This window comes from Desulfosarcina ovata subsp. ovata (genome assembly GCF_009689005.1).
GTDB lineage: Bacteria > Desulfobacterota > Desulfobacteria > Desulfobacterales > Desulfosarcinaceae > Desulfosarcina > Desulfosarcina ovata.
Window position 1 is genome coordinate 7,549,022 of sequence record NZ_AP021879.1, and the last position, 22,964, is coordinate 7,571,985.

Here is a 22,964-nt window from a genome sequence, read left to right on the forward strand (position 1 = left end):
TACGGCTGACCGGTGGTCATTTCCGGCACGCTTCATAGAAAGGTGGGATCAATGCAAACGCCAAAAAAGGTGGGTGTCTTGGGTGCTGGAACCATGGGGGCTGAAATTGCGCTCTGTTTCTCGGTGGCAGGGGCGTCGGTGGTTCTGAAGGATGTTGAACTGGCTCTGGCCGAGAAAGGCAAAGCCCGACTGGCCAAGGTGGTCGATAAGGCAGTCGAAAAGGGCCGTTTCCCGGCTGAAGAACGCGATGCGGTTCTGGATCGTATCGTACCGACCGGCGATTATGAGCCGATGGCCGATGCCGATCTGGTCGTCGAGGCGGTTTTTGAAAAAATCGAACTGAAAAAGGCGATTCTGTCCGAGGCGGACCAGGTATGCAAGCCCGAGTGTGTCCTTGCCACCAATACCTCGTCGATTCCGATTACCTTGCTCTCCACTGCGGTATCCGAGGCGCGGCGGCCGCGTTTTGTGGGCGCGCATTTTTTTGCACCGGCGTTTGTCATGAAACTGGTGGAAGTCATTCCCGGCCTGGAGACGTCCGACGAGACCGTCGATGTCGTCATGGAGGCTTGCCGGCAGATCAAGAAAAATCCGATTCTGGTCAAGGATACCGCCGGATTTGTGGTCAACCGGATGCTCTTCGCCCTGTTCAATGAGGCCGTACGGTTGGTTGACGAAGGTGTTGCCAGCTGTGAAGACATCGACACGGGTTGCCGTTTGGGCCTGGGCCATCCACTGGGACCATTTGCCCTGATGGACATGGCCGACCTGGAGATGGCCCTGGACGTGAGTAATCTGCTCAAAGATGCCCATGGTGACCGTTTTCGTTTCGGTACCGCCCTGAAACAACGGGTTTACGCCGGACACCGGGGCAAGCGATTTGGCCGGGGGTGGTATGCATACGATAAAAAAGATTGATTGAAGACTGATGATACAAAGGAAAAAGCAATATGGCAAACTTGATTACAGACCGTCGGGATATCGATTTCGTTCTCTACGAACAGCTGGATGTTTTGGCATTGAGCAAATTTCCCAAGTACAAGGGGTACAACCGCAAAACCTTTGATTTGATCATTTCCGAGGCGCGCAATTTCGCACTGAAAGAACTGCTGCCCATCTGGGTTGACGGGGATCGCGTGGGAGCGACTTTTGAAAACGGCCAGGTGCGGGTGCCGCCGTCCTATCATCGTGCCTTCAAGCTCCTGTGCGAGGGCGAATGGACGGCACTGGCGGAAAGTCCCGAGTGGGGCGGGCAGGGGGTGCCGATCACCATCAGTGTGGCCGCCGATGAATTTCTTGTGGGCGCCAATCTTACCTGCAACAGCTATGCGACGTTCGGTGGCGGAACCGCCAAAATGATCGAACTCTTCGGCACCGACGCCCAGAAAGAACTTTTTCTCAAGAACCTCTACACGGCCCATTGGGGCGGGACCATGCTGCTCACCGAAGCGGATGCCGGATCCAACGTGGGGGCCCTGAGCACATCGGCGACGTCGAACCCGGATGGCACTTATTCCATCAGCGGGAACAAGATTTTCATCACCAACGGCGATCAGGACCTGACCGAGAATATCATTCATCCAGTGCTGGCCCGTATCGAAGGCGACCCGCCGGGCAGCAAAGGTCTCTCCCTGTTCATCGTTCCTAAAATATGGGTCAACGAAGACGGCAGCCTGGGCGAATTCAACGATGTGGTGTGCACGGGTATCGAGGAGAAAATGGGCAGTCACGGCAGCGTCACCTGCAGCCTTGCCCTGGGCGGCAAGGGCAAGTGCCGTGGCATTCTGCTGGGCAAGCCGGGGCAGGGAATGATGATCATGTTCCACATGATGAACGAAGCCCGCCTCAAAGTCGGTTTTCAGGGGTTCATTCATGGATCGGCAGCCTATCAGTACGCCCTGGCCTATGCCCGTGAACGGCGCCAGGGATACGACCTGGAAAAAGGTAAAAATGTCGATGACGAGCAGGTTCCCATTATCCGGCATCCGGACGTGCGGCGCATGCTGCTCTGGATGAAATCCCATGTGGAAGGCATGCGCAGCCTGGAATACTATATCGCCCACAGTTTCGACATGTTGGAGAGCACGGACGATCCCGACGCCAAAGGCTATTACGAGGGGGTCACGGCCCTGCTCACGCCGGTGCTCAAAACCTATTGCGCGGTCAAGGGTTTCGATATCTGTGTCAAGGCCATCCAGGTGTATGGGGGCTACGGTTACACCAAGGATTTCCCGGTGGAGCAGCTCGCCAGGGATGTCAAGATCACTTCCATTTATGAAGGGACGGATGGCATCCAGGCCATGGACCTGATCGGCCGCAAACTGGCCATGAACAAAGGGGCCGTATTTGCAGCCTTCATCAAGGAGATGAGAACTGCCGCCGAGCGTGCCGCCGCCATCGAACAATTGGCTCCCCTGGCCGCCGATGTCCAGGGCGCGGTCGATCGCTTTGAGGCGCTGACCAAGCATATCCAGGAGAGCATGCGCTCGGCATCGTTTAAAGTCGCCTTTGCCAATTCGGTTCCTTTCCTCATGGTCATGGGGGATGTGATCATGGCCTGGATGCTGATCTGGCGGGCCAGTATTGCCAGTGAAAAGCTTCAGAAGAAAAGCAAAGGCAAGGACCTGGCGTTTTATCAGGGCCAGGTTTTCAGTGCCGAATATTTTGTCAAATCGGTACTTCCCGAGACCCTTGGGCAGATGGATGCCATTGTTTCCGGTGGCGACGCCGTCGTGAATATCAGCGAGGAGGCTTTTGGAGGCTGAGTTCCGCATATAAAACGGGCGGAAGCGCCAACTGGCGCTTCCGCCCGTTTTGTTTATCCGCCAATCGCCTAAAAGTGGGTTCGTTTACGGTGAAACCTCTTGTGCCAGGGACCTCAATTGATCAGCCGTCAATGGGGTGCCGAAAGCGACGAATTGTTCAGTCGGCGGTGCGCTATTGCCGACGGGTTCCCACCCGCTTTTCGTCCTGTTCAGAAAAACCCAGTCAAGCTTTCCTTGTATGACCGGGACAACCCCTTTCCATGTTTGCAGTTCACCGTTTTTAAATTCGACGACGGGTATCTTTTTTCCGTCCTGAAGCCGCATCACCGCTTTGTTTTGATGACAGTCGTCGCAGGGGCGGCCCTCGGCGCTGATGGAATGGGTGAAATAGGGGGCATAGGCGATGAATTTTTTATCCTGGTAGACCAGTGTTTGAACATTTCCGGAAGTGACTTTGTCGTCATGGTTAATCAGGAGCAGCCAGTCTTTCATGGGGATAAAATTCCCCTTTCTCTTTCCGGTATCCAGAAATGTATCGAAATGGCAGTTGTAGCAGCTCACCGTGCTGCGCACATGGCAGGCGGCGCAGGCCAGTTTATCGCCGTGAACGCTATGGCTTTCCGTATCGGCATCGAACTCGGGGGATTCCCGTTCCTGCTTGACATGGCACTCTTCACAACTGGCCCGCAGCCCCTTGGTGTGGCGCATGGACGGTCGAAAGCGTCCATCGCCATGAACGTCGGAGCGATAATGGCAATCCGCACACACCATGCCTGCGCTGATGTGCACATCCATCTGCCCCCTTTCACCATCGAACTTGAAGGTCAGTCCCTCCCGGCCGTGGCAAGGCATGCAAGTGTTCATTTCCTTGGCTCTTCTCTCGGAGAAGTACTGCTTTTCCCTCTTTTGAGCTGCGTGGCAGGTATCGCAGCTTTTTACATGACAGCTTTTGCAGTCAAGTTGCTCATAGGGAATCTTCGTGACTTGTTTGAATCCCCCGGCATCTTCATACCAATGCCGCATTCCCTCACCGGTGTAATGAAGGCTTTTGCTATAGAAGGAGTTGATGCAATCAGGATGGTCGGATGCAGAACCCGCCATGAGCATGGAACTGAAACCGATGGCAATGACAATCGTGCCCAGCGTAACGATCATTTTTTTCATGGATGATTTCCTTCCTTTTTATTGCAGAGCGCGTCCGTGGTACGATAACAGGGCTTCTCTTTTAACGTTCCGCCAGGAACCAGCATAACGGCACATGAGGCCCATTGAAAAATGAGTTGCGCGACTTCTCCCAGACGATTGTAACAAGGCCTGTTGTTTCGATAGTGGCATCCCAGAATAATGATATCGACGCTGTTGCGTTCAGCGTATTTGAGAATTTCCGTTGCGGAATCGCCGGCTTGCCATGCAAACTGATAGTTTTGAAAACTACCCAACCGTGGTGAATTGATTGCTTTGAATCGATGGAATTCCGTTTGTATTTTTTCAAGATATTTTTTTTCAGTGAGAGGCGAATGGGATACCGGTTTCACAACAGAAAGAATATCCAGCCGTGCCGCACAACATCCGGCTAAATTCAATGCCATTTTGAAAGCATTGCTGCCCGTTTGTGAAAATTTCAAGGGCAGCAGAATTTTACGAACCGTTACATCCTTATCGTCGTTTTCCATGATGAGGCTCCGGCATGCCTGATAATATGGGGCACAACCCTTGATGATTGACGCTCCGGGTGGAAACAATTCTCAAAAAGGCGATTTTTATTGAATGTAGTTTTTGGGTGGTTTTAAGCGTTCTAAATAACACCCAATCATATAATAAGCATAAGATCAATAAAAAATGCAAAGCGACTTTGGGGCGATGTGTTTCTGCCGACCTGGGTAAATTGACTTTCCATGTGGCTGAGATTTAAAATGGCTTCGGTTACGGTGACCTTTTCGTGCCAGGGACTCCATTTTTTTACAAAAGTTCATATTTACAACCATCAAGGCGGTGTGGTAGCAACGGTGCGAATCTTCCGGTGAACCGCGAAATTTAAATGAGACCGACTCATGGCCAGGCATAAGAATTCGACCTTCAATATCCTGATGTATTCCCACGACACCTATGGTCTCGGCCATATCCGCCGTACCATGGCCATTGCCAACCAATTAAAAACAACGGGTACCAACATCCTTATCCTCACCGGTTCCCCCATCGTGGGGCGTTTCGCGTTTCCCAAGAACATCGATTTCGTACGCATTCCAGGCATGATCAAGGTCACCAACGAAGAGTATCTGCCACTTTCCATAAAGCTCAATCCCAATCACGTCCTGGCAATTCGCGAAAAAATTATCCTCGCCACGGCCAAGGCGTTTCGGCCGGCCCTGTTTATCGTGGACAAGGAACCCCTGGGGTTAAAAAAGGAAGTGCTCTCGACCCTGTTTTGGATGAAAAAATGCCAGCCGCGCTGCAAAACGATTCTGGGATTGCGGGACATCATGGACGATCGCGAGGTGGTCCGTCGGGACTGGACCAAGAAAGACATCTACACCCATCTAAAACGGCTTTATGACGAAATCTGGGTCTACGGCCAACAGGACTTTTACGATCCCATCACCGAATATGCCATTCCGGAAACCGTCAGCCGCAAAATGGTCTTTACCGGCTATATTCCTCGAAAAATCCCTGCTCGCAAGACGGTTTTGGAGACCAAGCGCAGCCTGGGCCTTGCCGATGATCAGAAACTGATCGTGGTTACCACCGGTGGTGGGGGGGACGGCTTTGCCATCATGGACAACTATATGGCCATGCTGGAACAAGAATCCCAACCACTGCCGTTTCGGAGCGTTTTGGTTTTCGGTCCTTTCATGCCCAAACAGCAGCGGCAGCAGATCATCGAGCGCGGACGGCGGCACCAGGTAATCACCTGCCGGTTTTACCGTCGCATGGAAGAACTTCTGGCGGCCGCCGACGTTGTTATCAGCATGGGCGGGTACAACACGATCTGCGAAATTCTTTCTCAAGGGACCCTTTCCCTGGTGGTCCCCAGGGAAACACCGCGCAAGGAGCAACTGCTGAGGGCACAGGCCTTGCAACGTCACGGGTTGGCCGATTTCATTCCCTGGCATGAATTGAATCCAACTGCGTTGAAGGCCAAGATCATCGCTTTGCTTGAAAATGGCAGTGCCCATCATGAGGCCATCGGCAAATTCCAATTCACCGGGCTTTCGGTGATGCACGACCGCATCCGAATCTTCAAAGAGCAGCCCTATGTCGCTTAATCCATCCATAGCCCCAAAAACGACCATCGGTATGATTCTCAAAGGGTATCCGCGTATATCGGAAACCTTTATTGCCAACGAAATCCTCTTGCTCGAGCGGCTGGGTTTCGATGTGCACATCTTTTCCATGCGCCAGCCGCGGGAAGCGTTCGCTCACGCCACGGTCCGCGAGATCAAGGCGAAGGTGGACTATCTCCCGGAAAATCTGTTGGCTCCGCTGCCGATTTTTCTGTGGTATAATATTCAATTGTTGTTAAGGCGCCCCCGGGCCTACCTGGCGGCCTTGGGACTGACCTTGAAGCGGTGGTGCCGCAGCCGCAAATCCGCCACCTTCAAGCACCTGTTGCAGGCGGGTTATTTGGTTCAGCGCTGCCTCCCCCGGACCCGTGTCGGCCACCTGCACGCCCATTTCGCCCATTCGCCCACGTCGGTGGCGCTGTTCAGCTCCGTTCTCTCCGGGCTGCCGTTCAGTTTTACCGCCCATGCCAAAGACATCTACACCAGTAACCCGGCACAGCTCAGGGAAAAAATCGAAAAGGCCGCCTTTGTGGTCACCTGTACCGAATACAACCGCCGCCATCTCCTGCGGTTGACAGGCTCGGCCGCCAAATCGGTCCACCGGGTTTATCATGGCATCGATCTGCGTTTCTTCAACTCAGAGTTGGACAAAGCATCCCCAAAGCCGCCGTACCGGCTGCTGACCGTCGCGCGCATGACCGAAAAAAAAGGGCTGGACGATGTTTACCGTGCCTTGGCCATACTCAAGGCGCGCGGCATCCCGTTCACTCATACCCTGATTGGTGAGGGCGACGACCGGGATGAACTGCTGGCCCTGATCGAACGGCTGGATTTGGACGATGTGACCCGATGGCTGGGCACCCAGCCCCACGGCGTGGTGCTGGACGAGTACCGCAATGCCGATGCGACGGTTCTGGGCTGCCGCATCGCGGCCAACGGCGATCGGGACGGCATTCCCAACGTCATCGTCGAAAGCATGGCCGTGGGCGTGCCGGTCGTGGCCACGCGGGTGTCCGCGATTCCGGAAATCGTCAGGCACGGGCAAACCGGCTTGCTGGTATCGCCGAAGAAACCGGCCGAATTGGCGGATGCCATTTTGCGGGTACTCGATGATACCGAATTGCGGGCCAGGATTATCCCCGCGGCCAAGGTTGCCGTCAACCGTGATTTCGACAACCGCCGGCTGATTCGCGATCTGGCGGCCATCTACTCCCGTTACATGGGCACTTGAACGCAGGCGGATCCGGTCGTGACGGAAATGAACCCATGAACGCTGCGCCATCCCTGCCATTGAACATCGCCTTCTACGCCCCGTTCAAGCCCCTGGATCACCCCCATCCCTCAGGCGATCGGGCGATTGCCAGCAGCCTTTTCAATTATCTCGAGGGGCGCGGCCACCGGCTGTACATTGCTGACCGGTTGCGCACACGCTGGATTTTCAGGCAGCCGTGGCGGTGGCCGCATCTCATGATTGCACGTCAACGGGTCGTGCGCCGTTGTACCGGCAAAAGGACGGACCTGTGGCTGACCTATCACAGCTATTACAAGGCGCCGGACCTCCTGGGCCCGGTGGCCGCACGAAAAGGCGGACTGCCGTACGTGATCTTTCAGGCGAGCTATGCCACCAAATACCGCCGGCGGCCCGGTACCGTTTTGGGATTTCACCTCAACCGGCGGGCCCTTCTGGCGGCCGACCACATTTTTGTCAACCGGCATTCCGACTTGAAGAATTTAAGGCGTCTGTTGCCCGATGAACGGTTGACCTATGTGGCACCGGGTATTTTCCCCGACCAGTTCACCTTTCATGCCCAAAGCAGACGCGAATTGCGTGGCCGCTGGCGGGCCGATGGTCTGCCGGTGGTCATGACGGCGGCCATGTTCCGCGCGGACGTGAAAACCCAAGGCCTGCTGCTGGTGATCGAGGCCCTGGCCCTCCTGCGCCGGCGGGGGCGCCGCTTCCTTTTGGTGATTGCCGGCGACGGTCCTGAGCGGGGGCGCCTCCAGGCTGCGGCCCGGGCCAGGATTCCCGGTCAATGTCGATTTCTGGGTCGAATCGCACGCGAGGAGATGTACCGATATTACAGTGCTGTCGACCTGTTTGCCTTTCCGGGCATTAACGAATCGCTCGGGATGGTCTTTCTGGAAGCGCAGGCCTGCCATCTTCCTGTGGTGGCCTTCGATAATGGCGGAATTCCTGAAATTGTGCGCGATGGCCGAACCGGTTTTCTGACACCCCTCTTTAATCTCGACGCGTTTGCGGATGCCATCGACCAGCTCATCACCAATCCGGCGCTTTGCCGCAACCTGGGGGAAACGGCCGGCCGGCATGTCCGTTGCCATCACGACCTGGATGTCAACTACGCGCGCATGCATGCGAAACTCGTCCGCATCACCGCCGGTGGAATGAAAACAAATGCACCGAGATGACGCTTCGACAACTCGCTTCGGGCTGCTCCGTCATGTGGAAACCGTCTGGAATCGCGAAAAGCGGATTCAAGGGCAGCAGGATTCGCCGCTGACCGCCAACGGTACGGCCATGGCCCGTCAATATGGAACCCGCCTGGCGGCCTACCCATGGAACCAGATCGTCACCAGCGACCTCGAACGGGCGGTGCAAACCGGACGTTTGATCAATGAAACCCTGAAACTTCCGTCCACCAGCGTGCGATCACTCAAGGAAATGGATTGGGGCGAATGGACCGGATTTACCCTGGCCCAGATCCGGGCCGCCGGTCCCGAGCGGCTGGCGCTCCTGGACGTCGATTTCTGGAACCACGGCCCGCCGGGGGGGGAAACCCGCGGGCAGCTGTTTGTCCGCATTCGCGAGGCCCTGTTGTCCATGGCCCGTTGCCATCGGCATGAGCGCATCCTGGTCGTAGTCCATGGAGGCGTCCTCAAGGCCTTGTTTCAGGGGCTGGCCGATTCTCCGACCGGGCAGGTGACCCAGCGCCCGGTTTCGGGCTACCTGCATTGGTTAACCAGCGACGGGAAAACGTTATTTCTGGGTGACGCCGAATGGATGGGGGAGACTCGGTGAAAATTTTTTTCTATTGTCAACACGTGCTGGGGCTCGGCCATTTTTTTCGGACCCTCGAAATCTGCCGCAAGCTCGATGCCCATGATGTGGTACTGGTCACCGGGGGGACCCGCGTGGAGATCCCCCTACCGGACCACGTCAGGGAAAAGCGCCTGCCGACCCTGATGATGGATGAAGGCTTCAAGACCCTGATCTCCGGTGCAGAGGATCAGGCCGTGGCTGACATTCAAGCGCAGCGCCAAACGGTGTTGTGGGAACTGTTTCGCGAGGAGCGGCCGGATCTTTTAATTATCGAGCTCTACCCGTTTGGGCGTAAAAAATTCAGGGTCGAGCTGGATTCCATTTTGTCCGCCGTTAAAGATGGGCGCCTGCCGCCCTGCCGCGTCGTCTGCAGTTTGCGGGACATCCTGGTGGAAAAGGACGACACGGCGGCCTATGAGCAGCGGGTGGTTAACACCATGAACGCCTATTTCGATGCCCTGCTGGTCCATGCCGACCCCGGGTGGCTGCGGCTCGACCAGACCTTCGGGCGGGTGCCGGACCTTGAACCCCCGCTAATTTATACCGGTTTCGTGGCCGAGCGGGCACCCCGCGATGCCCGGTGGCGGATGCGGACCCGCCTGGGGCTGTCGTCCGGGAAGCGCCTCGTCATCGCCAGCGCCGGCGGCGGCAAGGTGGGCGGTCGACTGCTCGGATCGGTCGTCTCGGCCATGGCCCATCTGCCCGACGACGATTTGCACCTGATCGTCTTTACCGGACCCTTCATGGACGATGCAACGGTTGACGATTTGCGGCGCACCGCAGATCCTCGCATTGTCGTCCAGCGCTTTACCGACGAATTCCTCGCCCATCTTGCCGCGGCCGATCTTTCCATCTCCATGGCCGGCTACAACACCTGCATGAACATTCTGGCCGCCGGTGTGCCGGCCCTGGTCTGGCCGTTCGCCCAGAACCGCGAGCAGCGCATGCGTGCAGAATTGCTGGCCGATCACGGCGCTTTAACGGTGTTGGGAAACGACGATCTTGAGCCCGGGGGGCTGGCAGGCCTCGTGAAAACCGCACTGGAAGTGAAACCTTGTGCCCGATTGACCATCAATCTTGACGGCGCCGCCGAAACGGCCGCCTGGCTGGAGACCGGTTTGGCATCCAAACCATCGATCTAAAGGAGCGACCCATGTCCAAACCCATTTCCCCGTTATGGCGGCAAATGCCCGCCGACATTGACGAGCGCTTGCGGCAGATCGTCCATTCAGCACCCCCGTGCAAGGTTTTTTTCCGGGCGGATGACATTGGTGTCCCCGGATCGATGTTCAGCCGCCTGCTCGGCATTTTTGCGGCCCACAACGCGCCCCTCGCGCTGGCGGTGGTGCCCACTTGGCTGACTTTTCCGCGTTGGGAGGCCATCCAGCGCGAGGCGGCCCCCAACGCCCGCCTGTGGTGCTGGCATCAGCACGGCTGGCGGCATCGCAACCATGAGCGGGAGGGGAAAAAGCAGGAGTTTGGCCCCAACCGGGCACTGACGGCGATCATCAGCGATGTCACCCGTGGGCAGCAGCGGTTACGAACGATCATGGGTAAGGCGTTTCAGCCGATTTTTACGCCACCATGGAATCGCTGCGATGATCGAACACTGAGTGTGCTTGCCGACAATGGCTTCGCCGCCGTCTCCCGCTTCGTGACCAAACAACCGCCTGGCCGGCTACCCCTTCCTGACATCCCCGTGAGCGTGGACCTGCACACCCGTAAATGCAGAAACAGCAAGGAAGATTGGCGGGCGCTTTTTTCCGAACTCGCCGATGGCCTGGCGCGGCCGGTGTGCGGGATCATGATCCACCATCAACGCATGAATGACGCCGCCTTCGTTTTTCTGGAAATCCTTTTAAAACGGCTCAGCGCCAGGGGGAGTCTCGTTTCCCTGGAATGCCTGCTTGAAAGTGCCTAAGGATCGGGAATTTTATTAATTAAACGAAATTGCTTGTTCTTGCGCCCGTCTTCCGCGTTGCATCAACGGCCACATACTCCCGGTATGCAACCCTTGATGCGCCTTGAAGACGAACACAAGCCCGGCGCAATTACGTTCAATTAATTTCATCCCCGATCCTAATCCACCGAGAGGCGAATCGGTATGCGGGTTTTGCCACGGATGATGTCCAGAAGCTGTATGAACTGCGGTCTGAACCGTTCGATGTCATTCGGGTCGGCATAGCGCGAAACGCCGCTGCTGGTCATTTTGACGATATCTTCCCTCCACACATAGCCCGAATGCAAAAAAAGATTTTTAAGAAGCCCATTGACTTGCCGGCTTGCAATGGTGCTGCCTGAGTTGGCCAAAAACCATTCCCGGGGAGCAAAGTCCACGGTATGGTCGACAACGTGGCGAATCGTTGCGGCAAGTGCGTGTTCCTTTACGGCCAGTCCGGTTTGCGGAGTAAAAATGTCCATGTTGGTGCCAGCCATGGAGGAATTGACCACCTGGGGAATGTCGGAGCGCATGAATTCGTAAATGGCCCGGCAGCCGTTTTCATTCAGGGATAGATGCACGCCCATACGGCATTTGGCCAGGATTTCCGGGACCTCGCCGCGTTTCAGGTTCGTCAGGACCTGCACCCGCCCCTCGAGTGCTTTGGCGCGTACCATTTGATTGAATGCCGCGATATTGTCTTCTGAACCCCGGCCCAGAAACACGGCCGTGCAATGTCTCAAGGGGGATTCCTGCAGCAGTTCCAGCATGCGCCGATGACGTTTTCTATCCATTTCATCAAAGGTTCCATTGAACACAATGTCGTATTGGGGCATGGTTTTGGGCGGCAGATCGATCCGTTCATCCAGATATTCGGCGTGGGCCAGTTGAGTGGCCCAGGTATTGGTCTGCGCGGAAAGAAAACGCGCGTCTTCGGCGCCGCAAACACCGAACAGGCAAGGATCGGTGCCATGGCTGAACCGCCTTAACCAGGTTTGGCGAAAGGCCACGCCAATGGGCGGTTCAATATAGAGGATGTAAAACCGTCTAAGCTCATTTAAAAGATCCCCATCGGCAAAAATGTAGGGCAGGGCGAAAATACGCAGAACGCCTTTTTCCTCGGGCAGCCGGGGTTTTTTCAGAACTTGGCAAAAATGTCTGAGTTTGTATTGTTTCTGCTTTTTTTTATTCAGTTTCCTGGATATTTTGCCGGTCTCGGACGCGAGCTGAGCCATCAGTTCGGGCGCTTTCGGGTATGCCCGGCAGGCTTTCCTGAACCACTGCCATTGATCGGGAAAAGGCAGCAAGGCCAGGAACAGCAGCGCTTCTTTTTTTACCTCGGGGGATTGGGTTTCGGAACCGGTCGCATTCACCATCCGGGTAAAAAACGCCGCCCGTTCGCGAAAAACCCGGTAGGGCCAATCCAGGCCCTTGTCGTTTTCCAGTTCCGGGCGCTGCCATAGTAGCAGTGCGCGCAAGGCGTCATTGAGCTGCACACGCTGGTGGATCAGTTCGGTGCCATCCAGGGAATCGAAAAGCCGGTCGGTATCGACCTGGTCTGCAAACGCCATGATGGTGGCGATATTTTGCGTTGCGGATAGCATCGTCTCCATTTGTACCCGTGTCGTCGTTTCTTTTTATTAATTATCGGCCAAGGAGATACCAAGATCGGCACCGTCCGTCATGGCGGATTGCTCACCTTGCGGCGGCTTAAGGGGAATATCATATTGGCTCATCGCGGATTAGTGTGAAAATCACCTAATCCTGCGAGTACCCGTATCCTAAAGTTGTTGAAATTTCTGTAGCCGAATGCCATGCGTATAATAGCCCTGAGGGAATTATTGGTACCTTCAACGAACCCATTTGTAATTCTTTCGATGAAGTAATTTAAGATCTGCTCTCGCCAGTTCTTCAAGGTCTTACAGAACTTTGAAAGATATTTATCACCTGTACGTTCGGCCTTCAAACACCATACATCAAGAAATCGGGCTGCCTTTTCTCTGCATCTGACTTTCTCAAAAATCGTGCGGAACTCCTCCTTTAAAAGGTACAATGCGCGAAGATCAGGACACAATTCCAATATTTGATCCAAGTGATCAGCTTGCTTTGTCGACAATTCGGATCGGTTACGCACGATGAGCCAACGGCTACCCTTGAGTATCTTTTGTGTTTCAGGATCGCACTGCCTTTGAAATCTGGTTCGAAGTTGGGTCAGACGGTGGTTGAGTTGTTTCATCACATGGAACCGGTCGACCACCACCTTGGCATGGGGAAGCTTGTTGCAAGCGGCTTGATAATAGGGCGCCCACATATCGATGGAAACAAATCGGATCGCCTTTTTTTGTTGATCACTCAGCGATTCGATCCAATTTTCCAGTGTCTGTTTCTCCCTGTCAGGCAGCACTGCGAGAATGCACTTTCTGGAAATATCCGAAATCACGAGAACGAATTGCTTGTGGCGTTTTTTAAGCGAAATTTCATCGATTCCCAGCACCCGGGTCAGGCCGTCAACGCCAACACTCTTTTTCAATGCCGCGAGACGATTGAAGATCTCTTTAACCGTGGATTGGCTTAACCCCTCACGTTTAGCAACATCCTTACGTGTACTGGTAAGGCAAGATTGATAGACACGCATCTCAAAAGCAGAAGATTGCCTACGATGGGAATCAACGAATGGTAATTCCTCGGTGAAAACCTTACCACATTGATCACATTCGAAACGGCGGGACAGGAAATGCAAAAAGGTCTTTTTACCCCAAACATCCAAATGTCGTACGCAACGAGGCTCCTCCTGATGAACTTTTGTTGAAAGAGCCCCACAATGGGGACACAAAGCAACCTCTTCACGATGGGCACATCGAAGATGCAGCACGTCTTCATCCCCTTCGCGACGAAGGGCATACATAGTAACGAACAAGGTCGCTATGCCCAGCAATTCTGTCAATGTGTTATCTGCGACACTTGTGAATTCCTGCTGGCTAATTCGTTTCACGGACTTTGCGGCGTCCTTTACAAATGATGTTATGTACGGCAGTAGTTTCATGGGAAATCCTCCAAAGAGTTTTTCCCATTACATATAGTCACAAGCAGTTCCTGATGTCCAGTAAAATGTACCTGTATATCTCGGAATCACACTATTCCGCGATGATCCATCATATTTTTTCATATACTTCCATATGGATGTACGGCTCACGCCCAGTTCCCGGGCAACTCGGGCTTTGTTCCAGTCCGTCGCCGCGAGCAACTCGAGCAGTTGCTGCCGATTCGGTTTCCGGCCTTGCTGAAGCGGCACGCAGACCCAGCCGTCTAAGTTTTTTAGGGAGGCTCCGGGACGCTGAATTTCGACGGGAAGGTCATCGATTTGAATATAGGGGCCATTGTGGAGCACGAATGCGTGCTTGATGGCGTTTTCCAGCTCACGGACGTTGCCCGGCCACAGGTAATCCATCAGTCGCCTGAGGGCCTGGTGGGTGACACCCGACACCAGTTTGGTGGGGGAACGGCGTTTTTCCTTTTCGATGAAGTGGTCGATCAACGGTGGGATGTCGCTTTTGCGTTGTCTCAGGGGCGGTATCTGGAGCGGAAATACCTTCAGCCGGTAGTACAGATCTTCCCGGAATTTTCCCGCGTGCACCAACTGCGGGAGGTCCTGGTGGGTCGCCGCAATCACACGGATGTCCACGCGCCGATTAACGTTTTCGCCCACGCGCTGGATTTCCCGTTCCTGAAGCACTCGCAGCAATTTGACCTGGATGTGAGCAGGAAGCTCTCCAACCTCATCGAGAAAAATCGTTCCCTTGTCGGCGGATTCGAAACGTCCGATGCGATGATTCGCCGCACCGGTAAAGGCGCCCCTGACATGACCGAAAAGCTCGCTTTCAAGAAGGTTTTCGGGCAAGGCCGCACAGTTGACAACAACCATTTGGTTTTCCCGGCGGCTGCTGGCGGCATGAATTGCCGATGCGACCAGTTCTTTTCCGGTTCCGCTTTCACCCTGGATCAAAACCGTGACATCGCTGGTGCCGGCCGACTCGATCAGCCGGCAGATGGCCTGCATCGTCTTGCTCTTTCCGACGAGATGGTCGCAGACGCCGTTGCGGCGATCGGCCACCGTCGCCTTCAACCGCATCCGGTGCAAAGCGGTAAGATCGGTAACCGTTTCGACAACGCCGATCATTGATGCATTGTCATCAAAGACCACGGATGCATTTTTGATGACCGGTATCTCATGGCCGTCACGATGCCGCAGGGTACACTCCTTGACCACTTTCCCGTTTTTTTCCAGAATCCCGCATTCATGGATCCCTTCCGGGCATTTTCGACCGAAACAAGTGTTGCATTGCAGGTGGGCGCAGGGCTTTCCGATCACCATATCGGCCGTATAACCGGTGAGGTTTTCCATCGAGCGATTCCAGAAGACGACGATGCCCCGGTGGTCCAGAACAAAAAAACCATCACACATGGCATCGACAGCGTCCTTAATATGCAGCTGCTGTGATAATGCGCAAACGCTCATATTACTCCTTTCGCCGCATGTCGGCGTTTTGAGTCGGATCCAAAACCGTTACCTACTGTTAACAGATGCGTTACCCACCGTTCATGGGTAACGCTCTGTTTGCCAGGAAATCCATCGAATACACAAATATTATCTGTAACTTTAAGACATTACAATAAAAAAATAAATATCCGTCATGTTTTAAAAATGGCATAGTAATTGTTATTCGATGGATCAACCTGAAAAACAGATTCGGGTTTTCGGCCCAATCTTCCATCACCATCAATGTCTGACCGTCTGTTTTGGGTCAAATAACGAGGACAGATAGAAAAAAGCAGCAAAGCAATTGAGGTGCCAATAAGCCTGGATCACCCGGAAAAGTTCGCACCGCTCGACCAATTCAACAACCTGGTGTCCACGAACATGGTTTTTTACGAACCCGCCAACGATGACGACTGAGATGACCGGTGTTACCGATCGGCGAGGCTCGACAAAGAGATGGCGATTACGCCAACACAACCCAAACCCAAGGAGGAAAATGAATGAAGACGAGAATTGCAACCACCATGAAAACCCCGTTTTTTTGGATTTCACTGCTGGCGATGTGTATATTGCTAGCGAGCAGCGGTATGGCCATGGAGTTCGAAGCGGGTGATGCGGGCAAGATGACCATCAGCGGCAAGGCGCAGGCGGCCTTCGGCGGTACCCAGTACCTTGATTTTGTCGATAATAATAGCAAGGGGGACGATGCCGATTTCGACGCCACCCGCGAGATCAGTCTCAAATTTACCTGGGAATATGATCCCCAGCTGAAAACGGTGCTCAGTTTCCAGATCGGTGAAGGTTCCACGGGCGGCTATTTCGGGTCCACGGATGCCCTCGTCGGCGGCGAGGAGGACGGTGATCTGATCCTCGAACTGGACAACCTGTACATCGATTACACCACCGATTTCGGGTTGAACCTAAAATTGGGGTCCCAGAGCTACAATCTCTCCGAGATCGCCTACGGCAGCCACATTATGTATGAAGTGCCCGCCGGCGTGACGGCCAGCTACCCGATCAACGAAAGGACCTCGATCAGCGCCGGCTGGTTCCGTTTCGCCGACCTGATGGACGACACCGATCATAACACCAGCGACCAAGCCGACTTCCTGTTCGCCAAACTGGGTGCGGATTTGGGCGGCTTCAAGCTGACCCCCTGGATTGCCTTTGCCAACATCCAGGAAGACGTCGTCAAATATGAAGTGGAAGATGGTGATACGGTAAACAACTACACTAGATATGCCTATTTCGATTACCCGACCCTGATTGGTGAAACAAACGGCCTGGGGATCGGCGACGCCAACCCGACGGATGCGGTAACGGCCTATTACCTGGGTTTGAAACTGGACTTCAATCCATCCGATCTGCTCTCCATTCAAGCCAGTGGAACATACGGTGACATGGATTGGGAGACCGCCACCGAGGATATTACCATTGCCGGTTACTTTTTCGATCTGGTGGTGGATTACAACGCCGGATTCGCCACGCCGGAATTTTTCGCTTTTTACGGCAACGGTCCGGACGACAACGACAACGATATCGACATGATGCCGGTGTTGATCGGCGGCCCGACCTACACCAGTTCCTATTTCGGCGGCAGTCGGTACAACGACAACATGTTCGATTCTTATGACAGCACCTATGCGACGTCCATGTGGGCGGTCGGTTTCAAACTCAAAGACATCAAAACCGCCGAGTGGGCCAGCCACGAATTCCAGTTCATGTATGCCGAGGGCCTGGCCGATGATTCCATCTTCGAGGCGCCGGACGATATTTTGCTGAACGATGATGAAAGCCTGATGGAGTTCAACTTCAACTCCACCTTTCAGCTCAGGAAGCACCTCGTCTTTGCAACGGAATTGGGCTATATCATTTTTGACGAAGATTCGGACTATGATGAAGCTGCCAATGGATCGGTGGAGGATATGTGGAAAGTGGCCTGCTCATTTGAATTTACATTCTGATCGGGTCGTTTGAGGATGCTCCCTTTTGAGATACTGGACCGGCGTCGCTAATGCCTGTATAGCTGGGCGGCGCCGGTTTTCTTTTTCTGGATTGGTAACGTTACCGTAGTTACGAGTTGCGCAACTTTGTTTCCAGCCCCTGCACGATTGCAGGGGCGATGCGGCGCCCCCGTCAGGGCAATCGCAAGTAGAATCAAAAACCGGCCGTTCCTGAACACGCACCATTCCCGTAAGTGGGAAAATGCCAAATGCCAACGCCCAAATGTCAAATGAAGGATGAAATCGATTTTAAAATAGATAGAATACCACCATTTGGCATTTTTCATTTGGTCTTTGACATTCATGGACGCTCTAATTTTGGAAAGAAAAGCAACCCGGAAATATACATGCAATTGCCCTGGCGCCCCCGCAACGTTATATGGCCTTTGAATAAGATCCATGATAACCCAATACGAAATGGCATAAAGATCAGGTGATCGATGGATCAGTGTTAAGCAACGGTATGCTATCGATTTGAATCTAAAATAGATTCGATCCATCGCTTAACCACTTAACACGGTCTCAAACAATCCATTGAATTTATATGTTTTTATAAATTCAGCTTTATGTGGAATCTTGTCAGGAGTCATCATGGTAACCGAAAAGCCGTTGTTTTCCTGGATCCTGAAGCGATACCGGGCGGCGCAGGTCGCTCTTCTGATCCTGATGCTGGCGAGTATCGTGCTGCGCATCCTGCCCCTTGAATTTCAGAAACGGATTGTCAATACGGCCATTGCCGATGGGAATACCCCTCTCCTTATCCGCTATTGTATTTTATTTCTGCTCGCCCTGATCATCGCGGGGGGGTTGAAATACGTGGGTAACGTGGCCGAAAAATGGATCGGCCTGAAGCTGACCGAGGAGATTCGCAACCGGCTTTTCACCCATGTGCTGACCTTGCCCATGGGCTATTTTCGGCATACGGCACCCGGCACCGTCATTACCGCCCTGACCGCCGAACTCAGCGCGGTCAGCTTTTTTTTGGGCGGTGCGTTGGTGGTTCCCATCACCAGCCTTCTAACGTTCTTGCTTTTTTTCGCCTATATGGTTTATCTTGAGCCGTATCTGGCATTGATCACATTGATCATTTACCCGTTTGAAGTCGCCATCGTGCCGCAACTCCAAAAACGGATGAACCAGCTGAATGTCAGGCGGATTCATGTGGTTCGCCAGATGAGCAACCAGATCGGTGAATCGGTGGCCGGGATACACGAAATCCATGGCAATGCGAGTTTTCGCTTGGAGGCCAACCGATTTGCGGCCGAGAGCGCGGGCCTGACGGAGATTGTCAAACGCACCTTCGTCCTGAAATACGGTGTTAAATTCCTGAACAATATTTTTCAGCACCTGGGGCCGTTCTTCCTTTTCCTGGTCGGCGGCTATCTTGCCATCGAGGGGCGATTTTCGCTGGGGGCCCTGGTCGCCTTTCTCTCGGCCCACGAAAAGCTGTATGACCCGTGGAAGGAGATATTGGAATACTATCAAAATTATCAGGACGCCAACGTCCGCTATCGACGGGTCATGGCGCAGTTCGACCGCCAGCCGGACTTCGTGTTGAACGGCGCGTCGCCACCCGCCCAACAATTTGCCGGCAATATACGGGTTCAGGGCCTCAGCTATTCCATCGGCAGCCACGTTCACCTGTTGAGTGATGTCAATATGAACGTCCGGCACGGCGAACTTGTGGCGCTGGTCGGCCCTTCGGGCAGTGGAAAAAGCACCCTGGCGATGCTAATCGGCCAGCAATACCGTTACCGACGGGGCAGCATCCGCATCGATCATCAGGAGTTGAGCGATCTGAACAAACGCGATATCAGCAGCAATATCGGATTTGTTGCCCAGCATCCGTTCATTTTCAGCGGCACGATCCGGGATAATTTGTGTTACAGCCGCCGAGCCCTGAGGGAAGCGGATGCATCAGGTCATGCCCGGAAGTTGCCAACAACGTCCGAGCTTCTGGATGTCGTGTATCAGGTGGGGTTGACTGACGACATCCTGCGTTTCGGATTGCACGCAAAGCTGGCGCCGGACGACGAAGACAATCTGGCAGCGCCCATCGTCGAACTGCGGCGTTTGTTGCGCAGGGAAGCGGACGCAAGCATCCAGGGACTGATCGAATCCTACGACGTTCACCGGTATCTGGCGTATGGCAGTATCTATGAGAATATCGTTTTTGGGCGCCCTTTAGATCCGGCCTATGGAATCGACACGGTTGCCGGACATCCGGTCTTTGTCGATTTTCTTTACGCCCAGGGGATCTATACCCAACTTGTTGATTTGGGATTTCAAATTGCCCGGGCAACCGTACAACTGCTGGAAGGTGTCCAGCCGGAGGCGCTTTTTTTCGCCTCCAGTCCCATGTCCCTGGACGAGTTCGAGCGCTATCGGGACATCATCGACCACCACAACGTTCAGCGGGAACGCCCCGTCTGGCAGGAAGAAGATGAAAAGGCGCTTTTAACGCTCGCCTTGCGCTTCGTGCCCGGCCGCCATAAAATGATTGCCTTGCCGGCACAATTAAAACGTCTGTTGCTTGCGGCGCGCAACGCCTTTCTGGTTCAAATCGGAAACATCGATCCATCGGTATGCGAATCCGATGGCGCAATGGGCACCGTGAACCATGCCGCTGCGTCCATCAATCGCCCGTCGGCGCCATTTGCCTTTTATTGCCCGAATGACCTGATTTATATGGCACCGATCATCGAGAATATTGTGTTCGGAAAAGCCATCTCCGACGATCCCGCTGAGCGGGCGGAACTGGATGGCATCGTCTTCAAACTGCTCAGAACCCAAAAGGTCACCGAATCCATCGTTGCCATGGGACTTGGCTTTGACGTCGGCTCCAAGGGAGATCGCCTGTCCGGTGGGCAGCGACAAAAGCTGGCTCTGGCCAGGGCGCTGTTGAAATACCCGTCGGTTCTGATTCTGGACGAAGCCACCGCCAGCCTGGACAATATGTCCCAGGCCCAAATTCAGCGGCTGCTGGAGACCCAAATGCGTTCGAAGACAACCGTCATTGCGGTGATCCATCGGCTGGATCTCCTGCCGGGGTATGACCAGGTCGTGGTATTGGAGGGCGGCAGGATTACCGAATCGGGAACTTACGACGAACTCATCCATCGCAAAGGGGCATTGTATGACCTTATCCAAAGCCACTGAACCGGGTATTGATGCTCCTGAAAACGTGAAACCCGAGCTTTTGGAAAATTTTGATCTGCTGCGCATCCTACCGGCATTTGCCGGACTGTCGTATAAAATCCTGCAGCTCTATGCTTATCTGGCCCGCCGCAAGACGTACGAAGCCGGTGCCTCCATTTTCGAGTCGGGGCAGCCGGCCACGCGTGCCTACATTGTGCGCCAGGGGCGGGTTCAATTGTACATCACCCGAGGTTCCCGTGAAACCGGGCTTCAGATTCTGGAACAACAGGGTTTTTTCGGTTATATGGCCCTGTTGGCAGGTTTCCAATGGCCGATTGGTGCCAGGGCCCTTGTGCGGACGGAACTGCTCACCCTGGACCGGGATCGGTTCAAGCAATTGGTCCATCAATTTCCCGAGGAAAGCATGCAGGTGGTTGAGAAGCTGGTCCAATTGAAAATGCATCGCATGCAGCAGCACATGGAGACGCTGATGCAAAGTGCCAACGATGAGCGGCAACAGCTGTTGTTTTTCCGAATGGAAAACGATTATTAACAGAGCCGCGGTGCGATTCGTATGTTCGTTTTGTACACCACTTCCTTCCCCGTCTTTCTTTTCTGTTGACCGTCCACGGCGTCACACCCCTGCCTGGTATACCTGCCTGTGTTTCGGATAGCGTCGAGGGCGTCGATCCGATAAAGAAGAACCATTATCAATTTCTGACTATTTCTTTATCTCCGCTTATGCTACAGAATCAGGCTTGGCATACATCGCTTTGGGGACCATACGCGTTAGAAGAGAGAAACTGCCTTCCATGGAAAAATCCACAGACAGCGGCGCTATCCGCATTGATCGTCAGGTTGTGCTCCCCTTTGATAAATCCTTGTCCATCGCTTTTCAGAGTATCCGGGTTCGGTTTTTCCGTTCGCTGATCACAACCCTCAATCTGGTGCTGGCAGTCGCTTTCCTATGTTTCGTCAGCCTCACCACCGATATTGCCAATGGCCTTCTGGCCTCCGGTGAGCCGGGATTGCGCCAAGCGTTGATCAACAGCGGCTATGATTTGTCGCCGGAGGAAACCCATGTGGGCGCCAGCCCCAAGCAGCGCTGGATCCTCATTCTGTCGCTTCTGGTCTGTGTGGTGGGCATCGTCAACGCCCAGCTCATGGCGGTTACCGAAAGATTCCGTGAAATCGGCACCATGAAATGCCTTGGCGCCCTGAACCGGTTCATATTGAAGCTGTTTCTTTTGGAGGCTGCCATGCAGGGTCTTGCCGGCGCGTTGGTCGGGGCGCTTTGTGGCGGACTTTTTGCCCTGTTACACGGTCTCGTGCGTTTCAATTTGCCGGCAATGGCATGGCTGCCGGCAGGTGCAGTGCTGCGATCGGTGGCGGTATCCGTTGCCATCGGCTGTGGGCTAAACCTTTTGGGCGCTTTTTATCCGGCTCTGGTTGCCGCCCGCATGCAACCGGTGGCGGCCATGCGGGTGGATCAATGAACATGGCAGACAGGAAAAACATCGTTCGCGTTTCCCGCGTCCACAAATCATTCAAGATGGGGGCGGTCTCCCTGGAGGCCCTCAAGGGCGTCGACCTTGAGATCCAGGCCGGACACTATATTTCCATCATGGGGCCCTCGGGCTCGGGCAAGTCCACCCTCTTCAATATGATCGGCGGACTGGATAAACCAACATCGGGCAAGGTCTTCATTGACGATATCGACATCGCCCAGTTGGACGCCTACGAGCTGGCTTGGCTGCGTTGCCGAAAAATCGGATACATTTTCCAGACCTTCAACCTGATTCCCGTGATGACGGCGTTGGAGAACGTCACCCTGCCGATGATTTTTGCCGGATTCGGCAGCGAAGAGGCCGTGGCCAAGGGAATGGAACTGCTCTCCCTGGTCGGTCTGGGCGATCGTTTCCAGCACAAACCCAGCGAGCTCAGCGGCGGGCAGCAGCAACGTGTCGCCGTGGCCCGCTCCATGGCCAACGACCCGGCCATCATTCTGGCGGATGAACCCACCGGTAACTTGGACCTTTCCACGGGAGAGGAGATTATCGCTCTGTTGAAGCGGCTTTCGGCCGAAAAAAGGGTTACCGTTATCTCCGCCACCCACGACTTCAAGATGCTGAACGTGTCCGACCAGGTGATCTGGATTCGTGACGGCAAAGTCGAAAAAGTCGAAGACCGCGAAGATCTCTCCATCTCCCTTGGCCAGATTGAAGACAAGCAATTGTAATAAC

General features: G+C 54.3%; 19 protein-coding genes. 13 read left to right on the forward strand and 6 right to left on the reverse strand.

Annotated elements, in window-relative coordinates; genetic code table 11:
- Positions 1-51: 51 nt before the first annotated feature.
- On the forward strand, positions 52-918 hold the full coding sequence (locus GN112_RS33155; protein ID WP_155314023.1) for a 3-hydroxyacyl-CoA dehydrogenase family protein: 867 nt from the start codon (positions 52-54) through the stop codon (positions 916-918).
- A gap of 32 nt (positions 919-950) precedes the next feature.
- The gene (locus GN112_RS33160) at positions 951-2,765 is read left to right on the forward strand and encodes an acyl-CoA dehydrogenase (protein ID WP_155314024.1); all 1,815 of its coding nucleotides are present in this window, start codon (positions 951-953) and stop codon (positions 2,763-2,765) included.
- A gap of 84 nt (positions 2,766-2,849) precedes the next feature.
- Here the strand turns inward: GN112_RS33160 and GN112_RS33165 are convergent, their stop codons facing one another.
- Positions 2,850-3,929 (reverse strand): cytochrome c3 family protein, encoded by a 1,080-nt coding sequence (locus GN112_RS33165; protein ID WP_155314025.1) that lies wholly within the window; start codon positions 3,927-3,929, stop codon positions 2,850-2,852.
- Positions 3,926-4,438: a universal stress protein gene (locus tag GN112_RS33170; RefSeq protein WP_155314026.1), complete on the reverse strand. Its 513-nt coding sequence runs from the start codon at positions 4,436-4,438 to the stop codon at positions 3,926-3,928. The genes GN112_RS33165 and GN112_RS33170 overlap by 4 nt, the downstream gene beginning before the upstream one ends.
- A 378-nt stretch (positions 4,439-4,816) precedes the next feature.
- Here GN112_RS33170 and GN112_RS33175 point away from each other — a divergent pair, with 378 nt between their 5' ends.
- Genes GN112_RS33175 through GN112_RS33200 form a run of 6 tightly spaced genes read left to right on the forward strand, consistent with a single transcriptional unit; the run spans position 4,817 to position 11,025 of the window.
- Positions 4,817-6,028 (forward strand): glycosyltransferase family protein, encoded by a 1,212-nt coding sequence (locus GN112_RS33175; RefSeq protein ID WP_155314027.1) that lies wholly within the window; start codon positions 4,817-4,819, stop codon positions 6,026-6,028.
- The gene (locus GN112_RS33180) at positions 6,018-7,277 is read left to right on the forward strand and encodes a glycosyltransferase family 4 protein (RefSeq protein WP_155314028.1); all 1,260 of its coding nucleotides are present in this window, start codon (positions 6,018-6,020) and stop codon (positions 7,275-7,277) included. Before GN112_RS33175 ends, GN112_RS33180 begins: the two co-directional genes overlap by 11 nt.
- Before the next feature lie 35 nt (positions 7,278-7,312).
- Positions 7,313-8,473, forward strand: coding sequence for a glycosyltransferase family 4 protein (locus GN112_RS33185; protein WP_231717205.1), 1,161 nt, complete (start codon positions 7,313-7,315; stop codon positions 8,471-8,473).
- Entirely contained in the window at positions 8,460-9,083 is a 624-nt protein-coding gene (locus tag GN112_RS33190) for a histidine phosphatase family protein (protein WP_155314029.1), read from the forward strand. Before GN112_RS33185 ends, GN112_RS33190 begins: the two co-directional genes overlap by 14 nt.
- Complete coding sequence (locus tag GN112_RS33195; RefSeq protein WP_155314030.1) at positions 9,080-10,246, forward strand: glycosyltransferase family protein; 1,167 nt, start codon at positions 9,080-9,082, stop codon at positions 10,244-10,246. The genes GN112_RS33190 and GN112_RS33195 overlap by 4 nt, the downstream gene beginning before the upstream one ends.
- An 11-nt stretch (positions 10,247-10,257) precedes the next feature.
- Positions 10,258-11,025, forward strand: a complete 768-nt coding sequence (locus tag GN112_RS33200; RefSeq protein WP_155314031.1) for a polysaccharide deacetylase family protein — start codon at positions 10,258-10,260, stop codon at positions 11,023-11,025.
- Between the two features lie 158 nt (positions 11,026-11,183).
- Here GN112_RS33200 and GN112_RS33205 read toward each other — a convergent pair whose 3' ends face one another.
- The 3 genes from GN112_RS33205 to GN112_RS33215 form a co-directional block, all read right to left on the reverse strand.
- Positions 11,184-12,647: a glycosyltransferase gene (locus tag GN112_RS33205; RefSeq protein ID WP_162459239.1), complete on the reverse strand. Its 1,464-nt coding sequence runs from the start codon at positions 12,645-12,647 to the stop codon at positions 11,184-11,186.
- 128 nt (positions 12,648-12,775) lie between these two features.
- Entirely contained in the window at positions 12,776-14,086 is a 1,311-nt protein-coding gene (locus GN112_RS33210) for an ISL3 family transposase (RefSeq protein WP_155310574.1), read from the reverse strand.
- A 27-nt stretch (positions 14,087-14,113) separates the two neighbouring features.
- Entirely contained in the window at positions 14,114-15,559 is a 1,446-nt protein-coding gene (locus GN112_RS33215) for a sigma-54 interaction domain-containing protein (protein WP_155314033.1), read from the reverse strand.
- 521 nt (positions 15,560-16,080) lie between these two features.
- Here GN112_RS33215 and GN112_RS33220 point away from each other — a divergent pair.
- Complete coding sequence (locus tag GN112_RS33220; protein ID WP_155314034.1) at positions 16,081-17,544, forward strand: alginate export family protein; 1,464 nt, start codon at positions 16,081-16,083, stop codon at positions 17,542-17,544.
- Positions 17,545-17,591: 47 nt separating this feature from the next.
- On the opposite strand, the gene GN112_RS33225 is transcribed toward GN112_RS33220, so the two are convergent.
- Positions 17,592-17,888 carry a hypothetical protein gene (locus GN112_RS33225; protein ID WP_155314035.1) on the reverse strand — a complete coding sequence of 99 codons (297 nt, stop codon included), beginning with the start codon at positions 17,886-17,888 and terminating at the stop codon, positions 17,592-17,594.
- 286 nt (positions 17,889-18,174) lie between these two features.
- Here GN112_RS33225 and GN112_RS33230 point away from each other — a divergent pair, with 286 nt between their 5' ends.
- From GN112_RS33230 to GN112_RS33245, 4 genes are all read left to right on the forward strand, one after another.
- On the forward strand, positions 18,175-20,742 hold the full coding sequence (locus GN112_RS33230) for an ATP-binding cassette domain-containing protein (RefSeq protein ID WP_155314036.1): 2,568 nt from the start codon (positions 18,175-18,177) through the stop codon (positions 20,740-20,742).
- Positions 20,720-21,274: a Crp/Fnr family transcriptional regulator gene (locus GN112_RS33235; protein ID WP_162459240.1), complete on the forward strand. Its 555-nt coding sequence runs from the start codon at positions 20,720-20,722 to the stop codon at positions 21,272-21,274. Before GN112_RS33230 ends, GN112_RS33235 begins: the two co-directional genes overlap by 23 nt.
- A gap of 259 nt (positions 21,275-21,533) precedes the next feature.
- Complete coding sequence (locus GN112_RS33240; protein ID WP_155314038.1) at positions 21,534-22,217, forward strand: ABC transporter permease; 684 nt, start codon at positions 21,534-21,536, stop codon at positions 22,215-22,217.
- A gap of 2 nt (positions 22,218-22,219) precedes the next feature.
- Positions 22,220-22,960: an ABC transporter ATP-binding protein gene (locus GN112_RS33245; RefSeq protein ID WP_155314039.1), complete on the forward strand. Its 741-nt coding sequence runs from the start codon at positions 22,220-22,222 to the stop codon at positions 22,958-22,960.
- Positions 22,961-22,964 lie beyond the last annotated feature (4 nt).

What these genes read in the sequence shown, in the direction of transcription:
- GN112_RS33160 (WP_155314024.1), top strand. Translation starts at nt 951, where the DNA reads ATGGCAAACTTGATTACAGACCGTCGGGATATCGATTTCGTTCTCTAC.
- GN112_RS33155 (WP_155314023.1), top strand. Translation starts at nt 52, where the DNA reads ATGCAAACGCCAAAAAAGGTGGGTGTCTTGGGTGCTGGAACCATGGGG.
- GN112_RS33180 (WP_155314028.1), top strand. Translation starts at nt 6,018, where the DNA reads ATGTCGCTTAATCCATCCATAGCCCCAAAAACGACCATCGGTATGATT.
- GN112_RS33245 (WP_155314039.1), top strand. Translation starts at nt 22,220, where the DNA reads ATGGCAGACAGGAAAAACATCGTTCGCGTTTCCCGCGTCCACAAATCA.
- GN112_RS33210 (WP_155310574.1), bottom strand. Translation starts at nt 14,086, where the DNA reads ATGAAACTACTGCCGTACATAACATCATTTGTAAAGGACGCCGCAAAG.
- GN112_RS33190 (WP_155314029.1), top strand. Translation starts at nt 8,460, where the DNA reads ATGCACCGAGATGACGCTTCGACAACTCGCTTCGGGCTGCTCCGTCAT.
- GN112_RS33230 (WP_155314036.1), top strand. Translation starts at nt 18,175, where the DNA reads ATGGTAACCGAAAAGCCGTTGTTTTCCTGGATCCTGAAGCGATACCGG.
- GN112_RS33240 (WP_155314038.1), top strand. Translation starts at nt 21,534, where the DNA reads ATGGAAAAATCCACAGACAGCGGCGCTATCCGCATTGATCGTCAGGTT.
- GN112_RS33215 (WP_155314033.1), bottom strand. Translation starts at nt 15,559, where the DNA reads ATGAGCGTTTGCGCATTATCACAGCAGCTGCATATTAAGGACGCTGTC.
- GN112_RS33225 (WP_155314035.1), bottom strand. Translation starts at nt 17,888, where the DNA reads ATGAATGTCAAAGACCAAATGAAAAATGCCAAATGGTGGTATTCTATC.
- GN112_RS33175 (WP_155314027.1), top strand. Translation starts at nt 4,817, where the DNA reads ATGGCCAGGCATAAGAATTCGACCTTCAATATCCTGATGTATTCCCAC.
- GN112_RS33185 (WP_231717205.1), top strand. Translation starts at nt 7,313, where the DNA reads ATGAACGCTGCGCCATCCCTGCCATTGAACATCGCCTTCTACGCCCCG.
- GN112_RS33220 (WP_155314034.1), top strand. Translation starts at nt 16,081, where the DNA reads ATGAAGACGAGAATTGCAACCACCATGAAAACCCCGTTTTTTTGGATT.
- GN112_RS33205 (WP_162459239.1), bottom strand. Translation starts at nt 12,647, where the DNA reads ATGCTATCCGCAACGCAAAATATCGCCACCATCATGGCGTTTGCAGAC.
- GN112_RS33235 (WP_162459240.1), top strand. Translation starts at nt 20,720, where the DNA reads ATGACCTTATCCAAAGCCACTGAACCGGGTATTGATGCTCCTGAAAAC.
- GN112_RS33170 (WP_155314026.1), bottom strand. Translation starts at nt 4,438, where the DNA reads ATGGAAAACGACGATAAGGATGTAACGGTTCGTAAAATTCTGCTGCCC.
- GN112_RS33165 (WP_155314025.1), bottom strand. Translation starts at nt 3,929, where the DNA reads ATGAAAAAAATGATCGTTACGCTGGGCACGATTGTCATTGCCATCGGT.
- GN112_RS33200 (WP_155314031.1), top strand. Translation starts at nt 10,258, where the DNA reads ATGTCCAAACCCATTTCCCCGTTATGGCGGCAAATGCCCGCCGACATT.